Consider the following 21,558-nt stretch of genomic DNA (forward strand, 5'->3'; position numbering starts at 1 on the left):
GGTCCGGCTTGAAATTTACGGAAACGATGGGTCCGGCGAAATCAGCCGATGATACCCATGATGTCGGCTTCCTTCATGATCAGAAGGTCTTCGCCGTCGAGCTTGACTTCAGTGCCCGACCACTTGCCGAACAGGACGCGATCGCCAACCTTGACGTCGAGAGCGACGACCTTGCCGGCCTCGTCACGTGCGCCGGAACCGACGGCGACGATTTCGCCTTCCTGCGGCTTTTCCTTGGCGGTATCGGGAATGATGATGCCGCCCTTGGTCTTTGCTTCGGATTCAACGCGACGAACGACGACGCGATCATGAAGCGGGCGGAAATTGGTGCTTGTCATTGCCTAATCCCTCGATCAAATGACTTCAGGAACCTTTTGGAGGTTCACGTGATGGGTGTTAGCACTCCCCTTGTTGGAGTGCCAGCGAAACCGAGATAAGGAGGCGTTCTACCTGAGTCAAGAACGCGCCGTCGGAAAAATTTTATGCGCTATGGTTATCAGCGTTCCATGACAGAAATTTCCACGGAGCTGTCGACAGGGATAAATCACCCTTTTGCGACCCGCCATCGTTATCCGGCTTAGCGGGGTTTTATGTTCGCACAGTGGCGTGTGCTTCGCAGGGCGGCTTCAGCGCCGCTTTTTTCCTTGCCATCGGCCCTTTGCTTTGCGATGTGACGCACACCCTTTTCTCGCATCCGGAAAGCATATCATGGCCCATCGCATTCTCACCCTCGGCGAAATCACTGATGGGTTCGACGTTATTCTTTCGGATGTCTGGGGCGTGCTGCACAATGGCGTCAGCGCTTTTCCCCATGCGGCGGTTGCACTGCACGAAGCGCGCAAGGCCGGCAAGACGGTGGTGCTCATCACCAATTCGCCGCGTCCAGCCCCCGGTGTCATTGCCCAGCTTCGCGTGCTCGGCGTGCCGGATGAGGCTTATGACCGCATCATCACTTCCGGCGACGTTACCCGCGGCCTGATCGCCGAAGGTCCGAAGAAAGTCTTCCTGCTTGGCCCGGAGCGGGACATGCCGCTGCTCGAAGGTCTCGATGTCGAACGGGTGGGCGAGGCGGAAGCGCAATCCGTCGTCTGCACCGGTTTCTTCGACGACGAGACGGAAACCCCCGAGGATTATACCGAGATGCTCAAGGGCTTCATCGCCCGCGGCGCGCCGATGATCTGCGCCAATCCCGATCTGGTGGTGGAGCGCGGCGAGCGCATCATTCCCTGCGCCGGTGCCATGGCCGCCTATTATGAACAGCTCGGCGGCGAAGTCCGCATTGCCGGCAAGCCGCATGCGCCGATCTATGAAGCCTGCCTTGCGGCGGCCAAAGAAGTGCGCGGTTCCTTCCCGAAGGATCGCGTGCTCGCCATTGGCGATGGCATGCCGACGGATGTGAAGGGCGCGATTGCGAGCGGCCTCAACCTTCTTTATATCAGCGGCGGCATTCACGCCGCCGAATATACGCTGAACGGCCACACGGACGAGGCGCTTCTGAACGCCTATCTGAAGGGGCAGGGTGCTGCTCCCGGCTGGTGGATGCCACGCCTTGCCTGAGAACGTCTGGCCCGAGAACATCTGGCCTGAGCTGACGTAAAAAATGGATCGACTGCCATGACCGTCTTTCATCGCAACGAAAAAAAAGAGCCACTGCCGGAAGCTCTTCGAGGCGGCGTGATCGCGATCGGCAATTTCGATGGTGTGCATCGCGGCCACCGCGCCGTTCTGGACCGCGCGCTGGAACTGGCCGAGGCGCGTGGCGTGCCGGCGCTGGTTCTGACCTTCGAGCCGCATCCCCGTTCCGTGTTCCGCCCCGAAACGCCGGTCTTCCGCCTCACCCCTGCACCGTTGAAGGCGCGCATTCTTGAAGCCATCGGTTTCCGCTCCGTCATCGAATACCCCTTCGACAGGGAATTCTCGCAGCGTTCGGCGGAAGAATTCGTCAAGTCCATTCTGGTCGACTGGCTGGGCGCCAGCGCCGTCGTCACCGGCTTTGATTTTCACTTCGGTAAAGGTCGCGAAGGCGGCCCGGCATTTCTGATGGCGGCCGGCAAGCGCCACGGTTTCGATGTGACGCTGGTGGATGCCTTCCGCGACGAGGGCTCGGATGTCGTTTCCTCCAGCCGCATCCGCTCGCATTTGTGCGAAGGCGATGTGGCGGGTGCGGCCGGATTGCTGGGTTACCGCTTCACGGTGGAAAGCGAAGTCATCGGCGGCCAGAAGCTTGGGCGCACGCTGGGTTATCCGACAGCCAACATGGCGCTGGCACCTGAAACGGAACTAAAGGCGGGCATCTATGCCGTACGGTTCCGCCGTCCCGACGGCTCGATCCGCGATGGCGTTGCAAGTTTCGGTTACCGCCCGACGGTGACCGAAAACGGCGCGGCGCTGCTCGAAACCTATGTCTTCGATTTCTCCGGCGATCTCTACGGCGAAGTATGTTCGGTGTCCTTCTTCGGACACTTGCGTGACGAGCTGAAATTCGACGGCCTGGAACCGCTGGTCGCGCAGATCAGGCGCGATGAGGAAGAGGCGAGGGCGATGCTCTCAGGCGTGCGGCCGCTAAGCGAAGTTGATGAGAAGATCGCGTTTTGAGCGGGCAGGGCCGGTCAGCCCGTAGTCCGGCCCATATTGCTGTCGCTTTTCTCTTCCTTTTTGCTGGAAAACCGCATAAACAACCGGCCATGTCCCAATACCGGTTGATGTTTAAAAATCAGATTGGCCGAATTATTGGCCCGGCCTTCCGCCCGCTCTGAAGAGCCGGAAGGTCCGGGATTTTGGCGCTTGTCATGGCATTTGTGACGGTGCTTTCCGAATTTGCCCTCTTTGAAATTGAGACGGCGCGACCGATACGGCGCGCAACAACGGTACAATTATGAGCGACACCGCAGAAAAATTCGACTATTCCGCCACCCTCTATCTGCCGCAGACGGATTTTCCGATGCGCGCCGGCCTGCCGCAGAAGGAACCGGAAACGGTCAAGCGCTGGCAGGAGATGGGCCTCTACAGACGCCTGCGCGCCTCCGCCGCCGGCCGCGAAAAATTCGTGCTGCATGACGGCCCGCCCTATGCCAACGGCAATATCCATATCGGCCATGCGCTCAACAAGATCCTGAAGGACGTCATCACCCGCTCGTTCCAGATGCGCGGCTACGACGCCAACTACGTGCCGGGCTGGGATTGCCACGGCCTGCCGATCGAATGGAAGATCGAGGAAGCCTATCGCGCCAAGGGCAAGAACAAGGACGAGGTTCCGGTCAACGAATTCCGCAAGGAATGCCGTGACTTTGCGGCTGGCTGGATCAAGGTCCAGTCGGAGGAGTTCAAGCGCCTCGGCATCGAGGGCGACTTTGAAAACCCCTATACGACGATGAACTTCCACGCCGAAGCCCGCATCGCCGGCGAACTCCTGAAGATCGCCCGCACCGGCCAGCTCTATCGTGGCTCCAAGCCGATCATGTGGTCCGTGGTCGAGCGCACGGCGCTGGCGGAAGCCGAAGTCGAATATGCCGATGTCGAGAGCGACATGATCTGGGTGAAGTTCCCGGTTGTGCAGGCCGCTCCTGTTCTTTCTGGTACTTCAGTCGTCATCTGGACGACCACACCGTGGACCATCCCCGGCAACCGCGCCATCGCGTTTTCGTCGCGGGTCGAATATGGGCTCTACGAAGTCGAAAGCGCCCAGAACGATTTCGGTCCGCAGCCGGGCGAAAAGCTGATCTTCGCCAAGAAGCTTGCCGACGAGGCCGCAGCCAAGGCAAAGCTGACCTTCAAGCTCGTTCGCGACGTGAAAACCGAAGAACTGGCCGCCATCATCTGCGCGCATCCGCTGGCATCGCTCGGTTATGATTTCCCGGTTCCGCTTCTCGAAGGCGATCACGTCACCGACGATGCCGGTACGGGCTTCGTGCACACCGCGCCGAGCCACGGCCGCGAGGACTTTGACGTCTGGACCGCGCATCAGCGTGAGCTGGAAGCGCGCGGCGTTTCGTCGGCCATCCCGTTCCCGGTTGGCGATGACGGTTTCTATACCGAAGACGCCCCCGGTTTCGGCCCGTCTGCCGAAGGCGGCGCTGCCCGCGTCATGGACGATAACGGCAAGAAGGGCGATGCCAATGACCGCGTCATCAAGGCGCTGATTGCGGAAAACAATTTGTTTGCCCGCGGCCGTCTGAAGCACAGCTATCCGCATAGCTGGCGCTCCAAGAAGCCGGTCATCTTCCGCAACACGCCGCAATGGTTCGTCTATATGGACAAGGAACTGGGCGACGGCACGACGCTGCGTTCGCGCTCGCTGAGCGCCATCGACGACACCCGCTTCGTCCCTGCCTCCGGCCAGAACCGCCTGCGCGCCATGATCGAAGGCCGGCCCGACTGGGTTCTGTCGCGCCAGCGCAGCTGGGGCGTGCCGATCGCCGTCTTCGCCGATGAGAAGGGCGAAGTCCTGATCGATGAGGCCGTCAACGCCCGCATCCTCGAGGCCTTCGAGGCCGAAGGTGCGGATGCCTGGTTCGCCGAAGGCGCCAAGGAGCGTTTCCTCGGCAATGACCACGATCATGCCCGTTGGCAGCAGGTCATGGACATTCTCGACGTCTGGTTCGACAGCGGCTGCACCCACACCTTCACGCTGGAAGACCGCCCGGACATGAAGTGGCCGGCGGATGTCTATCTGGAAGGGTCCGACCAGCATCGCGGCTGGTTCCATTCGTCGCTGCTCGAAAGCTGCGCGACGCGTGGCCGTGCGCCTTACAACGCCGTTGTCACCCATGGTTTCACCATGGATGAGAAGGGCGAGAAGATGTCCAAGTCCAAGGGCAACGTGGTTTCGCCGCAGGAAGTCATGAAGGACGCCGGCGCCGATATCCTGCGCCTGTGGGTCATGACCACGGATTATTGGGAAGACCAGCGCCTCGGCAAGGCCATCATCCAGACCAATGTCGATGCCTATCGCAAACTGCGCAACACCATCCGCTGGATGCTCGGCACCCTTGCCCATTATGAGGGCGAGGAGATCGCCTATGCCGATCTGCCGGAACTGGAAAAGCTGGTGCTGCACCGCCTGTCCGAACTGGATGGCGTCGTTCGCGAAGGTTATGACGGCTTCGAGTTCAAGAAGATCGCCCGCGCGCTGGTGGATTTCGCCAATGTCGAGCTCTCGGCCTTCTATTTCGACATCCGCAAGGACACGCTTTATTGCGACGCGCCGTCGTCGCTGAAGCGCCGGGCGGCCCTGTCGGTCATCGCAAAGCTGTTCGATTGCCTCGTCTCGTGGCTCGCGCCCATGCTGCCCTTCACCACGGAAGAAGCGTGGCTTTCGCGTTATCCGGATGCGGAATCGGTGCATCTCGTCCAGTTCCCGGAAATCCCGGCGGAGTGGAAGAACGATGCACTGGAAGCGAAGTGGGAGAAGATCCGCAAGGTTCGCACCGTCGTGACGGGCGCGCTGGAAGTCGAGCGCCGCGAAAAGCGCATCGGCTCCTCGCTTGAGGCAGCCCCTGTCGTGCACATTGCCGACGCCGACCTGCTGGCGGCGTTGAAGGGGCAGGATTTCGCCGAAATCTGCATCACTTCGGCCATTTCGGTGGTGGGTGATGAAGGCCCGGCCGATGGCTTCCGCCTGCCGGAAGTTGCAAAGGTCGTGGTCGAGCAGAAGCTGGCGGAAGGTGCAAAATGCGCCCGTTCCTGGCGCATCACCACCGATGTCGGTTCCGACCCCGACTATCCGGAGGTTTCGGCCCGCGATGCGGCGGCGCTGCGGGAGCTTGCCGCGCGCGGATAAGGAAAATGGCCGGATGAATTGCGCTTTGCGTCTTCATCCGGTACACCTGCCTGAAAATGGCCGGATTTGCACGGCAATGCGGGCTGCCGCCTGCCGAAAGACGATGTCTGGCGAAGTGGGACGGACGGCTGGAAGGGTTTCAATGAAGACGATGCAGGGTAATGCGCAGGGTTTGGGCATGTTTCGCACGGTTGCAGGCATCACGGCCATAGGCGTGCTGCTGGGCGCTTGCACGAGCCCGACCTACGGTACGGGCAAGACGGCGGCGGAACAGCTTGTCGACGATCTCGGCAACGCAACCTCGATCACCGGTGACCAGAGCAAGCGCAACCTGAAATACAGCCCGCGCCCCGGTCTTGTCGTTCCTGCCCAGTCCCGTGCCGAACAATTGGCCGCGCCGCAGCAGAATATGGCGAACCGCGAAAACAACCCGCAATGGGTTGAATCGCCGGAAGAGACCCGCGAACGTCTTCGCGACGAGGCGGATGCCAACAAGAACAACCCGCATTACCGCTCGCCGCTGCTTGCCGGTAACGGCACCGCCGGCCAGATGACCGAAAGCCAGAAATGGGAAGCCTTCCGCAAGGCGAAGGCCGAAGCCCAGGGCGGCTCCGTCGTCAACGCCCAGCGCCGGTTCCTTACCGATCCGCCAGCCGAATATCGCAGCGTGCCGCAGGATCAGCTGACCGACCTCGGTGAGCCGGAACAGAAGAAGGAAAAGCGCCGCAAGAAAGAAGCGGCTGTCGCCAACACCGGCAAGAGCTGGTGGAACCCCTTCTGATAAAATGACGGGCTGATGGTGGCCTGCGGGAGAGGTTTCTCCCGTCGGCCGCTCAATCGTCGAGACGTTTCTCGCGGAAAAATTGCCGCAGGATTTCCGCACTTTCGCTTTCCGCCAGTCCCGAATAAACATCCGGCGCATGGTGGCATGTCGGCTGGCTGAAGAAGCGCACACCACTATGCACCGCGCCGCCTTTGGGGTCTTCCGCGCCGTAATAAAGGCGGCGGATACGGGCGAATGAGATCGCCGCCGCGCACATGGTGCAGGGCTCAAGGGTTACATAGAGATCGGCGCCGGGCAGCCGTTCCTGCCCCAGCGCCTCGCAGGCCATGCGGATGACGGCGATTTCGGCATGCGCCGTCACATCGTTCAATTCACGGGTGCGATTGCCGGAGCGGGCAATGACGCGGCCATCCAGAACCAGCACCGCGCCGATAGGAACCTCCTGGCGTTCGCCGGCGGCGCGGGCTTCCGCCAGCGCCAGTTCCATGAAATGCGTCCTTTCGGCCATTGTGTTTCAATTTCCTCTTAACCCTTGTGCTTGGACCTGATAGGACAGCCCAAACAACAGGCAAACAGCAAATGACTTTTAAAGACAAGCCGAAGCGTGACGGCGGCAAGACATTTAGCCGCGACAAGAAGCCGAAAGGCCCCGGCAAGCCGGCCTCGGAGCGTGAGAAGAAACCGGCCGAAGCAAAGGCAGCCCCGGCGCCCGAAACCGTGGTCGGCACCAAGCCCGAACGCATTTCCAAGATCATGGCCCGCGCCGGTGTCGCGTCGCGCCGCGATGTGGAGCGGATGATCATGGAAGGCCGCGTGTCGCTGAACGGCGTCAAGCTGGATAGCCCGGTCGTGAACGCCACGCTTTCCGACAAGATCGAAGTGGACGGCATGCCGATTCGCGGTGCCGAGCGCACGCGCCTGTGGCTTTACCACAAGCCCGCCGGTCTGGTGACGACCAATTCCGACCCGGAAGGCCGCCCGACCGTTTTCGACAATCTGCCGGGGGAACTGCCGCGCGTGCTCTCCATCGGCCGTCTCGATATCAATACCGAAGGCCTGTTGCTGCTCACCAATGATGGCGGCCTGTCCCGTGTGCTGGAACTGCCGACCACCGGCTGGCTGCGCCGCTACCGCGTGCGCGCCCATGGTGAGGTCGATCAGGCCGCACTCGACAAGCTGAAGGACGGCATCGCCGTCGACGGTGTGCTGTATGGCGCAATCGATGCCACGCTCGACCGTACCCAGGGCCATAATGTCTGGATCACCATGGGTCTGCGCGAAGGCAAGAACCGCGAGATCAAGAATGTGCTCGGCGCGCTCGGCCTTGAGGTCAACCGCCTGATCCGTATCTCCTACGGTCCGTTCCAGCTCGGCGATCTTGCCGAGGGCAAGGTGCTTGAAGTGCGCGGCCGCATGCTGCGCGATCAGCTCGGACCGCGTCTGATCGAAGAGGCAGGCGCCAATTTCGACGCGCCGATCTACAATACATCCGGCGACGATGAGGAAGAGGCCCCGGCCAAACGCGCCAAGCCCGAATGGGCCAAGGGCGACGCGCCGGAAGGCAAGCCTCGTTTCGAAAAATCCGCCGGTAGACCGGAAGACCGTCGCGAAAAGGCGCTCGGCCGTCTCGATACCAAGCGCGGTGACAAGCCTGCCGGCAAGTTCGGCTCCAAGCCCGCCGGGAAGTTCGGCGCAAAGGGCCGCAGCGAGGACGATGGCGAAGAGCGCCGCAGCCCCCGCCAGCCCGCCGGCACCAACCGCACCGCCAATGTGTGGATGGCGCCCGGCGCAAGGCCGACCCGTGACGGCAAGGAACGCAAGTCTTCCGCCCGTGCGGAAGCGGAAAGCCTGTTCAAGAAGCCATCCGCCCAGGCGGAAGCGCGCCGCAACGTCGTCAGGCATGCCGATGCCGAGGGCGAGTGGATCCGTTCGGATTCCCCCCGCGAAGAGGAAGGTGGTCGCGGACGCGGCGACCGTCCGCGTGGCGGCAAGAGCTTTGGCGATCGCGCGCCGCGCGGTGAAAAGACTTTTGGCGACAGGCCATTCCGCGATAAGCCGCGTGAGGATGGTGACCGCCCGCGCAGCGACCGCCCCCGTGGCGAGAAGAGCTTCGGCGACCGCACCGCGCGTGGCGGAAAGCCCTTCGGCGACCGGCCGTTCCGCGACAAGCCGCGTGAGGATGGTGATCGCCCGCGCAGCGACCGTCCGCGCGGCGAAAAGAGCTTCGGCGATCGCACCGCCCGTGGCGAAAAACCTTTCGGTGACCGGCCGTTCCGTGACAAGCCGCGTGAAGAGGGTGATCGCCCACGCAGCGATCGTCCGCGTGGCGAGCGACCTTTCGGGGATAAGCCCCGGGGCGCAAAACCGGGTGGCAGACCCGCATCGGGCAAGCCATCCTTTGGAAAACCGGGCGAGCGTGGCGAACGTTCGGGTTTTTCGGGCAAGGGTAAAGGCCCCGGCGGCAATGGCCCCGGCGGCGGCAAGCCGGGTGGCAAAGGCCCGGGTGGCAAACCTTCTGGAGGCAGGGGAATGACACGTAATGCGGATCGTAGGCGGTGAGTTCCGCGGCCGGACACTGGCCGCGCCGAAATCGAATTCCATTCGTCCGACCATCGACAGGACACGGGAAAGCCTCTTCAATATCCTGAGCCACGCCTATCCGGAAAGTCTTGACGGTACGCGCGTTCTGGACGTTTTCGCCGGAACCGGTGCGGTTGGGCTGGAGGCTCTTTCGCGCGGCTGTCGCGTGGCGCTCTTCGTCGAAAACGGCGTTGAGGGCAGGGGGCTGCTCTGGGAAAATATCGATGCGCTCGGCCTGCATGGCCGCGCCCGCATCCTGCGGCGTGACGCCACCAAGCTTGGCGGTGTCAACAATATCGAGCCTTTCGATCTTCTGTTTGCCGATCCACCCTATGGCCATGGCCATGGGGAAAAGGCGTTCGCGGCAGCACATGGCGGCGGCTGGCTCACACCCGGCGCGCTTGCCATTCTGGAAGAGCGCGGTGATGTTGCGGTTAATGTCGATCCAGCGTTCAAGCTGCTTGAAAGCCGTATCTTCGGCGACACGAAAATGCATTTCTACCGTTACGAGCCCTGACGGGAACCTTCCCGTCACGCCACGGTCTTGTCTTGTTTGCCGAATAGGCAGAGCCTGCGTCCTGTCGCCCGATACTGTCAGGCCAGTGTCGCGATAGGCTATGCCGGCAGACAGGACCTGTGCGGGGAAAGAGTTTTGGGTATTCGCATGGAGCAGGGTGTAAACGAGAGCGTCACGATCGTCCGCACCGGAGAAGATGTTCTCGAAGGCGGCGGCACGGGTGGCCACGAGCCGACATTCGGCGTGGCGCTCGGCGGCGGCGGTGCGCGCGGCATCTGCCACATCAACGTCATCGAGGCGCTGGACGAACTCGGTATCCGGCCGGTGGCGCTATCAGGTTCATCGATCGGTTCCATCATCGGTGCAGGCATGGCGGCCGGCATGACGGGCCGGGAAATCCGTGAATATACGCTCGAACTCATGGGGCGGAAGGGTTCGGTGGCCAACCGGCTCTGGAGCCTCGGCCCGGCATCGATGCGCCATGCGGTGGACGGTTTTCGTCTCGGGCAATTCAATCTCGAGCTCATTCTGCACGCTTTGATGCCGCAAGCCTTACCGAAGGACTTTTCCGAGCTTGCCATTCCGCTCAAGGTGATAACCACCGATTATTATGCCCAGACCGAAGTGGTGGTGGAGAGCGGCGAGATCATCCAGGCGCTGGCGGCATCTGCCGCCATTCCGGCCCTGTTCATGCCTGTTCGTATCGATGGCCGCATCATGATCGATGGCGGCATCTTCAATCCCGTGCCCTACGAGCATCTGCTGGACCAGGCCGATATCGTCATCGGCGTTGATGTGGTCGGCGGTCCCGAAGGCGACGGCACCACCATGCCGAACCGGCTGGACAGCCTGTTCGGCGCCAGCCAGCTAATGATGCAGGCGGCAATTGCCCTGAAACTGAGGTTACGTCCGCCGCACATCTTCCTGCGCCCGCCGGTGCACCGTTTCGGAGTGCTGGATTTCCTGAAGTCCGAGGAGGTGCTGAACGCATCCGCCGGCATCAAGGACGATCTGAAGCGGCAGATCGACATGCAGGTGGAGCTGTTTCATCGCGGGCAAGGCGTGGAGGCTTGAGCGCTACTCCCTGAATATTCACTATCGAGCGAGCGGGTGCCACTCGCTTCTTCTCCCCGCCGGGGAGAAGGTCGCGGCAGCGGGATGAGGGGGCGACGGTAGCGATATACGGAGAGCTTGCCCCCTCATCTGGCCCTTTAAGCAGCGCGCTCCCTGCGCTAATGCCTGCCTCGTCACCTACAACGAAACTTCCGTTTCCCCGTCTTCCTCTTCCTCGCGCTTCTCCGCCTTATTCTTCGGCTTCATCAGCGGCTCAGGCTTCACTTCACGCACCGGCTTGTTATGCAGCATCTGCCTGCCGGCGGCGAGGCCTTCGACCGCCTGCAGCTGCAATCTCTCCTCATCGCGCTCGCGTATGTCGTCGGAGATCGCCAGCGCCCTTTCGCCGTCCATGTCCAGCCCTTCCAGAATGCGTCTGCCGAAGAGCAGACCCGATTCCAGCGTCTCGCGGATTTCATATTCCACGCCCTTTTTCCTGAGATCGAGAGAATGCACGCGGTCATAGGAGCGGGCATAGATGCGCACGCTTGGAAATTCCGACTGGATCATGTCGATGATGCGGTCGGTGACTTCCTTCTTATGGGTGCAGACCGCCACCAGATCGGCCCGTTCGATGCCGGCCGCGATCAGCACATCCTTGCGGGTGCCATCGCCGAAAAAGATGCGGAAACCGAACCGTGCGGCCTGACGCACGCGATCGGCCGAACTGTCGATGACAGTCACATCCCGCCCGCCCGCCAGAAGGATTTGCGAGGCGATCTGGCCGAAGCGCGAAAAGCCGATCATCAGCACATCCGCGCCCGCCCCGTCGAAATCCTCGTCCAGAGTGTCTTCCTCGGCATCCTCCGCCGTCAGCCGGCGCGAAATCACGGCCAGTAGCGGCGTCAGCGCCATGGAAAGCGTCACCACGGCAACGAGGATCGAGGCGGTTGCCTGCGGAAACAGTCCGGAGGCAGCGGCCGTCGTGAACAGCACGAAACCGAATTCACCGCCCTGCGCCAGAAGCAGCGCGATACGGCTCGACGCATAACGGGACGAGCCGGCGATGCGGCACAGATTGTAGATGACGGCCGCCTTCACCGCCATCATCGCCGGCACGGCGATCAGGATGAGGACGATGTGCTCATAGACGATGTTGACATGCAGCGACATGCCGACCGCCATGAAGAAAAGCGCCAGAAGCAGCCCGCGAAACGGCTCTATATCGGCTTCCAGCTCGTGCCGGTAGGAGGATTCCGACAGCATCAGCCCAGCCAGCAGCGCGCCCATGCCCATCGAAAGCCCGACCGCCTCCATGATGGCGGCAGCACCGATGACGACGAAGAGGGCGGCGGCGATCATCACTTCCCGCGCACCCGTGCGGGCGATGATCTGGAACATCGGCGTCAAAAGGTAACGCCCGGCCAGCACCATGCCCGCCACCGCGACAACGGAGGCGACGAGATCGTAGGCCATCGAATCCGTCGGCACGTCCGGGCGGTTGGAAAGAATGGTGACGAGGGCGAGAAGCGGCACGATGGCGAGATCCTGAAACAGCAGGATCGAGAAGGAGCGGTTGCCATGCCGCGTGTTCATGTCGCCATCGTCTTCGAGAATTTGCAGCGCAAAGGCGGTGGAGGAGAGCGCAAGGCCGAAACCCGCAACAAGGCTGCCGCGCGCGTCGATCAGCCCGGCCCACCAGGCGATCAATGCCAGAACGCTGCCCGTTACCAACACCTGCGCCAACCCAAGCCCCAGAATATCACGCCGCATCTGCCATATGCGCGACGGCTTGAGTTCCAGACCGATGATGAAGAGCAGGAAAACGACGCCCAGTTCCGAGACGTTGAAGATGTCCTTGGCGTCCGTGACGAGATGCAGGAATGGCCCGATGATGATGCCCGCCACCAGATAGCCGAGCACGGTGCCAAGCCCGAGTTTGCGGAAAACCGAGGCCGCGATGACCGCGCCGGCCAGAAGCAGCAATGGTTCGGAAAAGAGAGCGTCGTGCTCGGTCATGCGGGCGGACTTTCGAATATGGCGGCGATGGAGCCGCTCAGATGGAGAAAGCGGCGTTTCGCCCTTGATGCGGGGTTCCTGGCACAATAAATGGAACAGGAATGAAAGGCCAACTCATGTCCTCAGAAATAGATTCTTCCAAACTTCTCGATCGCGCCAGTGAACTTGTCGATCTTGCCCGTGCAGCCGGTGCGGATGAGGCGGACACCGTTGTCGTCCGTTCACGCTCGCAATCGGTCGGCGTGCGGCTGGGCAAGGTGGAAAGCACCGAATCCTCCGAGAGCGACGATTTTTCGCTCCGCGTTTTCGTCGGACGGCGGGTGGCGAGTGTTTCGGCCAATCCCGGCTTCGATCTGAAGACGCTGGCGGAACGGGCAGTGGCCATGGCGAAGGTCTCGCCGGAAGACCCGTTTGCGTGTCTGGCAGACAGGGAACGGCTGGCGACATCCTACGACGATCTTGAGCTTTTCGATGCGACCGAGGTCTCGGCCGATCAGCTGCGCGAAGCGGCACTCGCCTCGGAAGAGGCGGCACTTGCCGTCAAGGGCGTCAGCAATTCCTCCGGCGCCGGGGCATCGAGCGGCATGGGCGGCCTTGTCCTCGTCACCTCGCACGGTTTTTCCGGCAGCTACATGGGCAGCCGTTTCAGCCGCTCCGTCAGCGTCATCGCTGGCGAAGGTACGAAGATGGAGCGCGACTACGATTTCGACAGCCGCCTCTATTATGCTGATCTCGATGCGGCCGAAGAGATCGGCCGTCGCGCCGGTGAAAAAGTCGTGCGGCGGGTCGGCCCGCGCCAGGTGGATACCGGCAGCAACATTACCGTGGTTTTCGATCCCCGCATCGCCCGCGGTTTCGTTGGTGCCATTGCCGGCGCGATCAACGGCGCTTCCGTCGCCCGCAAGACCAGCTTCCTGCGTGACAAGATGGGGCAGCAGGTTCTGAAAAAGGGCCTCCACCTCACCGATGACCCGCAGATCGTTCGCGGCCCGTCCTCTCGTCCCTTTGATGGCGAAGGTGTCAGGGGCGAGAAGATGACGATGATCGAGGATGGGGTGCTGAAACACTGGTTCCTCTCCACCTCGGCCGCGCGTGAGCTCGGCCTTGAAACCAACGGTCGCGGCGTGCGCGGCGGAACCTCGGTATCGCCGGCCTCCACCAATCTCGCGCTGGAGCCGGGTGAACTATCTCCGGAAGAACTGTTGGCGCAGGTCGGAAGCGGCTTTTACGTCACCGAGCTGATCGGCCATGGCGCCAATATGATCACCGGTGAATATAGCTGTGGTGCAAGCGGCTTCTGGATCGAGAATGGCGAAAAGTCCTTCGCGGTCTCGGAGGTGACGATTGCCTCGAACCTGAAGGACATGTTCATGCGTGTCACGCCGGCCAACGATATCGACCGGAAATACGGCGTCGCCGCACCGACGCTCGCCATCGAAGGCATGACGATCGCGGGCAAGTGAGGCGACCCGCGGGTTGTTTTCGCCGGCACTTTGTGTGCAAGTGCGAAGAGAAAAACAGGCGCGCCGCCTGAGGCGCGCGGAAAAGACGGCAAAATGAACGATATTGCAGAGGCCCGCTGGGCTTCCGATTTGAGGCTGGTCCTCGAGGCCGCGCGCAAGGCCGGCGAGACGGCTCTCGGTTTTTTCCGCAAGGATCCCGAGGTCTGGTGGAAAAATGGCGGTCTTTCGCCGGTGAGTGCGGCCGACTACGCCGCGAACGAAATTCTCGAAACCATCCTGCGATCCGCCCGGCCTGAATACGGCTGGCTGTCGGAAGAGACGGACGACGACACGGACAGGCTTGCCCGTTCCACCGTCTTCGTCGTCGACCCCATCGACGGAACCCGCGCCTTCATCGGCGGCAGGGACACCTGGTGCGTGAGTGTCGCGGTCGTGCATCAGGGGCGGCCGGTGGCGGCTGCCCTTGTCGCGCCGGCGCTCGCAGAGGAATTCACGGCACTGGAAGGCGGCGAAGCGCTGAAGAATGGAGAACCCATTTCCGCCGCCCGCGAAAATACCGGCACCTTTCATCTGGCTGCACCTGAAGATGTGATCGCGCATCTGCCGGACGAGGTTCGGGACGGCGTCAAGCGCATTCCGCATGTGCCGTCGCTCGCCTATCGGCTGGCCATGGTGGCGGATGGCCGCATCGACGGAACGCTCGTCAAGGCGAACTCGCACGAGTGGGATTTGGCCGCCGCCGACCTGATCCTCGAAAGGGCGGGCGGCCTTCTGGTCGGCCTTGATGGAAAACCTCTGATGTATAATCGCCGTGAGGTAAACCACCCCGCATTGTGCGCTGCAGCAGATTATGCGCTGCCTGCGCTTTTGAAAGCGTTTTCGCATCTGTCCGATGGTTGACGTTTGCCGGGAAATCCCGCAGATGAGGGGCTCTCTCAGAGCTTAAGAAAGAGATAAAGACATGACGGAATCTGGCAAACAGAAACAGCTGCTGCACCTGGTGTTCGGCGGCGAACTGGAAAACCTTCAGGATGTTCAGTTCCGGGATTTGAATGCGCTCGATATCGTCGGCATCTATCCTGACTATGCTTCTGCGCTGACCGCGTGGAAATCCAAGGCCCAGATGACGGTCGACAACGCTCATATGCGTTATTTTATCGTGCATATGCACCGTCTTCTCAATCCCGACGACAAAATTTGAGTACCTTTGCCCTTGCGTTGTAATACTATCGGGTGAAAGCGAGTTTTCCCGTGATTCCTGCCGAAGACGTGCAGGCCGGGATTTGGATTGCGAGAAAATGTGATCGCGCTTTCGTTTCCGATGACAAAAAATGACGCAATTTGAGAAGAAGTAGGCGGCGATAACAACAAAGAACAGGGGCAGGGCATTGAGCGGAATGATCAAGGGCAGAATGTCATGAGCAGCCGTCTCGCACGCTTCGCTCTTTCCGGTTACCGGATTGCCGGGATTGCCGCCTATCCCTTTGCCCGTCCCTATCTTTCCTATCGGGCGGCAAAGGGCAAGGAAGACAAGCGCCGTCGCCTCGAACGCTTCGGCTATGCCAGCGCCGAGCGCCCGCGTGGGCCGCTCGTCTGGTTCCATGCCGCAAGCGTCGGCGAGACGCTCGCTCTCATTCCGCTGATCCGCGAGATACGCAAGCGCGACATCTACGTGCTCCTGACCACCGGTACCGTGACCTCGGCCGAGCTGACCCGCACCCGGCTTGGCGATGATGTGATCCATCAATATGTGCCGCTGGACATCAAGATCGCGGTCAATCGTTTCCTCGCCTATTGGGCGCCGGATGCCGCCATCACCGCTGAATCGGAAATCTGGCCGGTGACGATGATGGAGCTGGAGCGCCGGCACATCCCCCAGATCAGGGTCAATGCGCGCCTGTCCGACCGTTCCTTCGATCGCTGGAACAACCGGCACGATATTGCGGAATCGCTGTTTTCCAAGCTTGCCCTCGTTGTCGCGCAATCCGATCTCGATGCCGAACGCTTCCGCGATCTCGGCTCCTGGCCGGTGGTCATCTCCGGCAACCTCAAGGGTGATACCGATCCGCCACCCTGCGACGAGGCTCTTCTGGAGACCTATCGCAAGCAGGTCGGCAATCGCAAGACCTGGGCGGCGATCTCCACCTTCGATGGTGAGGAAAAGGCAGCAGCCACCGTGCATGCGGCGATCAAGTCGCGCAACGGTCAATTGACCATCATCGTGCCGCGCCACCCCGAGCGGGGCGACGATGTGGAAGCCATGCTGAAGACCATGGGGTTGACTGTAGCCCGCCGAAGCCGCAACGACGTCATCACGCCGGAAACCGATATTTTCCTCGGCGATTCCATCGGTGAAATGGGGCTTTACCTGCGGCTGACCGAACTTGCCTTTGTCGGCCGCTCGCTGACGGCTGAGGGCGGCCAGAACCCGCTGGAACCGGCGATGCTCGGCTGCGCGGTATTATCCGGCGCGCATGTGCAGAATTTCCGTGAGGCCTATCAGAAACTGATCCGTGCCGGCGGCGGTCGCATCATCCGCGATGTCGAGATGCTGGCCAAGGCGGTGCATTATCTGCTGGTCAACGACAATGAGCGTTACAAGATGATCGATGCCGGCAACCGGGTCATTCAGGATATGCGCGGCGCGCTTTCCTCCACCGTCAAGGCGCTGGAACCCTATATCAATCCGCTCACCGTTACCGCCAAGCTGCAACCGCGGAGCGCCATCGGTTCATGGTAGCGGATATCGAACGTGATGTGACGCAGTCGATCGCGGCCGTCCTTTTCGACAAGGACGGCACGCTTCTGGGCTATGACGCAAGCTGGGGACCAGTGAACCGCGAGCTTGCGGCGATCGCGGCCAAGGGTGATCCCGTTCTTGCAGACCAGCTGCTCGCCGCCTGCGGCATGGACCCCGTCACCGGCCATGTGGTACCCGACAGCCTGCTGGCCGCCGGCAATACGGCGGAAATCGCCGCCGGTCTGGTCGCGGCCGGTTCGCCCTGCGATGTCGGCGAATTGACTGCGCGGCTCGATCGGCTTTTCACTGAGGCAGCGGATAAATCCGTGCCCGTCACCGACCTCAAGGCATTTTTCGCAAGGCTGAAGGCACGCGGCTACAAGCTCGGCATCGCTTCCAGCGACAATGAAAACTCCATTCGCCAGACGGCCATTCGCTTCGGTTTCGAAAGCGATGTCGATTTCGTCGCGGGTTATGACAGCGGTTATGGCACCAAGCCGCAACCCGGCATGGTTCTCGGTTTCTGCGAGGCGGTTGGGTTCCCGCCGGAGCGGGTGGCGGTGGTCGGCGACAATAATCACGATCTGCATATGGCAAGGAATGCCGGCGCAGGATTGCGCATCGCGGTTCTGACGGGCACGGGATCACGCGAAAGCCTTGGCGCCGATGCGCATTATTGTTTCGATGACATTACCGCGCTGGAAACCCTGCTGCCTGAACGCGTTCTTTAGGCCGCATCTTCAGAGCGCGCGGACCACATGTCGCGCAAAATGGGAATAGACAAGCTGCGCATGTATATCCGGGTTTTGCAATTCAGGGTTTTTTCTGGCAAATACCCGTGTGACTTGTCGAATTTAAGCGCAACGCCGCGGACGTGGCCGGGAGCGGGCATATATGGTTTCTGAAGCGCCGCCCTTCTGGTGGCAGAAAGCAGGCTGGCAGGCCTGGCTGTTATCACCTTTTTCCCTTCTATACGGCAATATTGCCGGCCGGCGGATGCGTACGGCAAAACGGGCGAGCGTTCCCGTTCCGGTCATCTGCATCGGTAACTTCACCGTGGGCGGTGCTGGAAAGACGCCGACAGCGATGGCAATCGCCAGAGCCGCCGTCGCAAAAGGCCTCAAACCCGGATTTCTCAGTCGCGGATATGGCGGCACGCTTGATGTCACCACCCTTGTCGATCCCGCGCAGCACCGCTCCGCCGATGTCGGCGATGAACCGCTGCTGCTTGCCCGCGAGGCGGTGACCGTCATTTCCCGCAAGCGGGTGGAAGGCGCGCACCGGCTGGTGAAGGAGGGCGTGGACCTCATCATCATGGATGACGGTTTCCAGAGCGCCCGCCTGACGCTGGATTATGCGCTCGTCGTCATCGACACGGTGCGCGGCATCGGTAACGGCCATCTTGTGCCGGGCGGTCCGGTCCGGGCGCCGCTTGCCGAACAGATGCGGCATATGACGGGACTTCTGAAGGTCGGCAACGGCCATGCAGCCGATCCGCTGGTGAGAATGGCGGCAAAGGCCGCAAAACCGGTTTTCGTAGCCGCAATCACGCCGCAGGAACCGCAGGATTTCAGGGGAAGACGCGTGCTGGCCTATGCGGGCATCGCCGATCCGGCCAAATTCTTCAGAACCGTCGAGGCTGTGGGCGGCGAGATCGTGGAGCGGCGCTCCTTTCCCGACCATCACCATTTCAGCGACGACGAGATCGCCGATCTTCTGCAGGACGCCGGCAAGCAAAATTTGCAGCTGGTGACGACGGCCAAGGACGCCATACGCCTCAACGGTCACCATGGCCGGGCGGAAGAATTGCTGTGGAACAGCGTGGTGATCGAGATCGACATGGTGTTCGACGATCCCAATGCGGCTGGAACGATCATCGAGACGGCGGTGGTGAACTGCCGCGCCCGCCTGCTGCGGGAACATGCGCGGCCGTCAATTTAGAGCATTTTCCGAACCTAAGCCGCTCTGCGCGCTGCACATACCGCCACCCTCATTCCTGTGCTTGTCACAGGAATCCAGCCGACGCGCGTCCGCGCGGCGAGAGGACTTCTTTCAGCCCAAGGACTTGGGCTGGCTGGGTCCCTGTGGCAGGCACAGGGATGAGGTTGGAGAGGTGAGCAGCCCTCAGCGCGAAAAGAAGCGTTCTCACACGCGGCCATTTCGGGCGTGCTTCCGCGCCTTATCAGGCGGGCAAATTACCAGCCTTCTTTTCGGCCTCCAGCGAAGCGGCGGCGTCCACATAGGCTTCCTGCCGCGCCACGCTCCAGTAGCGGAGCTCATCGAGCGGAATGGTCTTGCCGGTGATGGCGCAGGCAACATGCGAGCCGGTCTGCACGATCCGGAAGTCACCGTCGAGATATTCGATGACGGCGAGACGGTTTCCGCCTCCTTCAAATCTGTTCATCCGTTTTCGTCTCCTGCTATGTCCTGTCAGTGCATCCAGCCCGAAACGGCGCAGCGTTCTCCTGAACAATCCGGATGCTCCAGTCCCTTGAATTTATATCTCTCGACGCGGCCCAAGGCCAGCCCGCCGGGTAACGAGATCAGCTTCGGCCGAAGAGACGTTCTATATCGGAAAGTTTGAGCTCGATATAGGTCGGGCGGCCGTGATTACACTGTCCGGAACCCGGTGTGTTTTCCATCTGCCGCAAAAGCGCGTTCATCTCCTCCGGCCGCATGCGCCGGCCGGAACGCACCGAACCGTGGCAGGCCATCGTGGCGGCGACATATTCGAGCTTGTTGGCAAGCGTGGAGGCGGCGTCCCATTCGGCAATCTCGTCGGCAAGCTGGCGCACCAGCCCCTGCACATTGACTTCGCCGAGCATGGCGGGCGTTTCCCGGACGGCGACCGCGCCCGGCCCGAAACGTTCGATGACCAGACCCAGGGCATCGAAGCCGGCCGCATGGTCCATCAGCCGGTCGCAATCCTCTTCCGGCAGGTCGATGATCTCGGGGATGAGCAGCACCTGTGAAGGCGGGCGTCTGGAATGCAGCGCGTTGCGCATTTCCTCAAACACCAGCCGCTCATGCGCGGCATGCTGATCGACGATGACGAGACCGTCTTCCGTCTGCGCCACGATGTAGTTCTGGTGCAGCTGCGCCCGTGCCGCACCCAGCGGATAAAGCACCGGTTCTGGCGAGGGGCTTGCGGCGGCCTCGTAAGTCTCCCGCGGCTCGGCCCGCGCCGTCGGCATGGTGATGTCGGAAAAGCGCGACTGCACGGCCTCCGAAAATTGCGTTCCGCTGGAAACGGCAAGCGGCCGGGAAGGAGAAGTCGCGGCGGACCATGTTGCGGACGGAGAAGGCCGGAGATTGGACGGGCTGTAACCCGGGCGGAAGGCGCTCATCATCTGGCTCGCACCCGTCGTTGCCGCCCTGTCGCCGTCGCGCGTCAGCGCCTGGCGGATCGCGCCGACGATCAGCCCGCGAATAAGGCCGGGATCACGGAAGCGCACGTCGGATTTCGCCGGATGCACGTTCACATCCACAAAGGCGGGGTCGAGCGTCAGGGACAGCACCGCAACGGGATATCGCCCATGCGGCACGGTTTCGGCATAGGCGCCGCGAATGGCGGATAAAAGCAGCTTGTCCTGCACCGGACGGCCGTTGACGAAGACATATTGATGCGCCGAGTTACCGCGATTGAAGGTCGGCACGCCGGCAAAACCGGTCAGCGTCACATCCTCGCGCCCGGCATCGATCTCGATGGCGTTGTCCTTGAATTCCGCGCCGAGGATTTGCGCCATGCGGGCGAGATGATCGTCACCGGTCGAAGGGATTTCGAGCGTGGAGCGATCGGTGCCCGATAGCACGAAGCGGATATGCGGAAAGGCGATCGCCATACGCTTGACGACCTCGGTGATGGCGGCCGCCTCGGCGCGTTCCGTCTTCAGGAATTTCAGCCGCGCAGGCGTGGCGAAGAACAGGTCGCGCACCTCGACGATGGTGCCGGCATTCGAGGCGGCAGGCCGCACGTCCGAGACCTTGCCGCCCGTCACCGAAATCACCGACCCCTGTTCCGCGCCCTGTTGGCGGCTGATGATCGACAGCTTGGCGACCGAGCCGATGGAGGGCAGGGCCTCCCCGCGAAAGCCGAGCGTGCGGATATCATCCAGCGTATTGGATATTTTCGAGGTGCAATGACGCCGGACCGCAAGCTCGAGATCGGCAGGTGACATGCCGGAGCCGTTGTCGGTGATGCGCACCAGCCCCTTGCCGCCGCCTGCCGTGGCGATCTCGATCCGCGTTGCGCCGGCGTCGATGGCGTTTTCCACCAGTTCCTTCGTGGCGCTGGAGGGTCTTTCGATGACCTCGCCGGCGGCGATCTGGTTGATGAGGGTTTCTGAAAGCTGCTTGATGGCCATGATCGTCATTTTCGCGGATTCGTCACCGCTTCGAAAGCAAAAAACTCTGACGGCGAGAGTTTGCACATGTTTTCCGGGCTGTTCGGCATTTAATCATTTCCGTCAACGCCGGGTTAAGCGTTAATCCGACTTTAATCGGCCCTGGTTATGGTGAGGCGGCTTGAAATGACCGCAGGAACGAGGCCCCCCTTTCGGGTGGTGTGTGACGTCGACTATGGGTGAGCGTCATCATCTCCTCAAGACTGCTTCAAGTGGCGAA

Annotated in this window: 18 protein-coding genes; 13 read left to right on the plus strand and 5 right to left on the minus strand. The window is 61.7% G+C overall.

All coding sequences use genetic code 11. The annotated features are described in order from the left end of the window. Positions 1 to 41 precede the first annotated feature (41 nt). On the minus strand, positions 42 to 338 hold the full coding sequence (gene groES, locus JZY08_RS01895) for a co-chaperone GroES (RefSeq protein ID WP_003494080.1): 297 nt from the start codon (positions 336 to 338) through the stop codon (positions 42 to 44). A 370-nt stretch (positions 339 to 708) separates the two neighbouring features. Here groES and JZY08_RS01900 point away from each other — a divergent pair, with 370 nt between their 5' ends. The 4 genes from JZY08_RS01900 to JZY08_RS01915 all read left to right on the plus strand — a co-directional run bounded on the left by JZY08_RS01900 (position 709) and on the right by JZY08_RS01915 (position 6,560). After that, on the plus strand, positions 709 to 1,557 hold the full coding sequence (locus JZY08_RS01900) for a TIGR01459 family HAD-type hydrolase (RefSeq protein WP_003494082.1): 849 nt from the start codon (positions 709 to 711) through the stop codon (positions 1,555 to 1,557). Positions 1,558 to 1,614: 57 nt separating this feature from the next. After that, complete coding sequence (locus JZY08_RS01905; protein WP_137037167.1) at positions 1,615 to 2,595, plus strand: bifunctional riboflavin kinase/FAD synthetase; 981 nt, start codon at positions 1,615 to 1,617, stop codon at positions 2,593 to 2,595. A 280-nt stretch (positions 2,596 to 2,875) separates the two neighbouring features. Next, positions 2,876 to 5,779, plus strand: coding sequence for an isoleucine--tRNA ligase (gene ileS, locus JZY08_RS01910; RefSeq protein WP_216330794.1), 2,904 nt, complete (start codon positions 2,876 to 2,878; stop codon positions 5,777 to 5,779). 142 nt (positions 5,780 to 5,921) lie between these two features. Then, positions 5,922 to 6,560, plus strand: coding sequence for a hypothetical protein (locus tag JZY08_RS01915; protein WP_035218698.1), 639 nt, complete (start codon positions 5,922 to 5,924; stop codon positions 6,558 to 6,560). A 52-nt stretch (positions 6,561 to 6,612) separates the two neighbouring features. Here JZY08_RS01915 and JZY08_RS01920 read toward each other — a convergent pair whose 3' ends face one another. Further along, positions 6,613 to 7,071 carry a nucleoside deaminase gene (locus tag JZY08_RS01920; RefSeq protein WP_020010537.1) on the minus strand — a complete coding sequence of 153 codons (459 nt, stop codon included), beginning with the start codon at positions 7,069 to 7,071 and terminating at the stop codon, positions 6,613 to 6,615. A gap of 71 nt (positions 7,072 to 7,142) precedes the next feature. Between JZY08_RS01920 and JZY08_RS01925 the strand changes: the two genes are divergently transcribed. The 3 genes from JZY08_RS01925 to JZY08_RS01935 all read left to right on the plus strand — a co-directional run bounded on the left by JZY08_RS01925 (position 7,143) and on the right by JZY08_RS01935 (position 10,734). Next, entirely contained in the window at positions 7,143 to 9,122 is a 1,980-nt protein-coding gene (locus tag JZY08_RS01925; RefSeq protein ID WP_216330795.1) for a pseudouridine synthase, read from the plus strand. Next, complete coding sequence (gene rsmD, locus JZY08_RS01930; protein ID WP_035218695.1) at positions 9,103 to 9,660, plus strand: 16S rRNA (guanine(966)-N(2))-methyltransferase RsmD; 558 nt, start codon at positions 9,103 to 9,105, stop codon at positions 9,658 to 9,660. Before JZY08_RS01925 ends, rsmD begins: the two co-directional genes overlap by 20 nt. 147 nt (positions 9,661 to 9,807) lie before the next feature. Continuing rightward, positions 9,808 to 10,734, plus strand: a complete 927-nt coding sequence (locus JZY08_RS01935; protein WP_216330797.1) for a patatin-like phospholipase family protein — start codon at positions 9,808 to 9,810, stop codon at positions 10,732 to 10,734. A 177-nt stretch (positions 10,735 to 10,911) separates the two neighbouring features. On the opposite strand, the gene JZY08_RS01940 is transcribed toward JZY08_RS01935, so the two are convergent. Beyond that, positions 10,912 to 12,732, minus strand: a complete 1,821-nt coding sequence (locus JZY08_RS01940) for a monovalent cation:proton antiporter-2 (CPA2) family protein (RefSeq protein WP_137037170.1) — start codon at positions 12,730 to 12,732, stop codon at positions 10,912 to 10,914. Between the two features lie 116 nt (positions 12,733 to 12,848). Here JZY08_RS01940 and JZY08_RS01945 point away from each other — a divergent pair, with 116 nt between their 5' ends. The 6 genes from JZY08_RS01945 to lpxK all read left to right on the plus strand — a co-directional run bounded on the left by JZY08_RS01945 (position 12,849) and on the right by lpxK (position 18,876). Continuing rightward, positions 12,849 to 14,195 carry a TldD/PmbA family protein gene (locus tag JZY08_RS01945; RefSeq protein ID WP_216330799.1) on the plus strand — a complete coding sequence of 449 codons (1,347 nt, stop codon included), beginning with the start codon at positions 12,849 to 12,851 and terminating at the stop codon, positions 14,193 to 14,195. A gap of 93 nt (positions 14,196 to 14,288) precedes the next feature. After that, entirely contained in the window at positions 14,289 to 15,095 is an 807-nt protein-coding gene (locus JZY08_RS01950; protein WP_216330801.1) for a 3'(2'),5'-bisphosphate nucleotidase CysQ, read from the plus strand. Positions 15,096 to 15,156: 61 nt separating this feature from the next. Beyond that, positions 15,157 to 15,396 carry a DUF4170 domain-containing protein gene (locus tag JZY08_RS01955; protein ID WP_003494094.1) on the plus strand — a complete coding sequence of 80 codons (240 nt, stop codon included), beginning with the start codon at positions 15,157 to 15,159 and terminating at the stop codon, positions 15,394 to 15,396. A gap of 216 nt (positions 15,397 to 15,612) precedes the next feature. Next, complete coding sequence (waaA, locus tag JZY08_RS01960; protein WP_216330803.1) at positions 15,613 to 16,935, plus strand: lipid IV(A) 3-deoxy-D-manno-octulosonic acid transferase; 1,323 nt, start codon at positions 15,613 to 15,615, stop codon at positions 16,933 to 16,935. Further along, positions 16,929 to 17,666, plus strand: a complete 738-nt coding sequence (locus JZY08_RS01965; protein WP_216330804.1) for an HAD family hydrolase — start codon at positions 16,929 to 16,931, stop codon at positions 17,664 to 17,666. The genes waaA and JZY08_RS01965 overlap by 7 nt, the downstream gene beginning before the upstream one ends. Before the next feature lie 163 nt (positions 17,667 to 17,829). After that, positions 17,830 to 18,876, plus strand: coding sequence for a tetraacyldisaccharide 4'-kinase (lpxK, locus tag JZY08_RS01970; protein WP_216330806.1), 1,047 nt, complete (start codon positions 17,830 to 17,832; stop codon positions 18,874 to 18,876). Positions 18,877 to 19,117: 241 nt separating this feature from the next. Here the strand turns inward: lpxK and JZY08_RS01975 are convergent, their stop codons facing one another. Beyond that, on the minus strand, positions 19,118 to 19,339 hold the full coding sequence (locus tag JZY08_RS01975) for a DUF2093 domain-containing protein (RefSeq protein WP_003494102.1): 222 nt from the start codon (positions 19,337 to 19,339) through the stop codon (positions 19,118 to 19,120). A 139-nt stretch (positions 19,340 to 19,478) separates the two neighbouring features. Continuing rightward, positions 19,479 to 21,299, minus strand: a complete 1,821-nt coding sequence (mutL, locus tag JZY08_RS01980) for a DNA mismatch repair endonuclease MutL (RefSeq protein ID WP_216331486.1) — start codon at positions 21,297 to 21,299, stop codon at positions 19,479 to 19,481. Positions 21,300 to 21,558: the final 259 nt, after the last annotated feature.

This window comes from Rhizobium sp. X9, assembly GCF_018873185.1.
Classification (GTDB): Bacteria; Pseudomonadota; Alphaproteobacteria; order Rhizobiales; family Rhizobiaceae; genus Agrobacterium; species Agrobacterium oryzihabitans.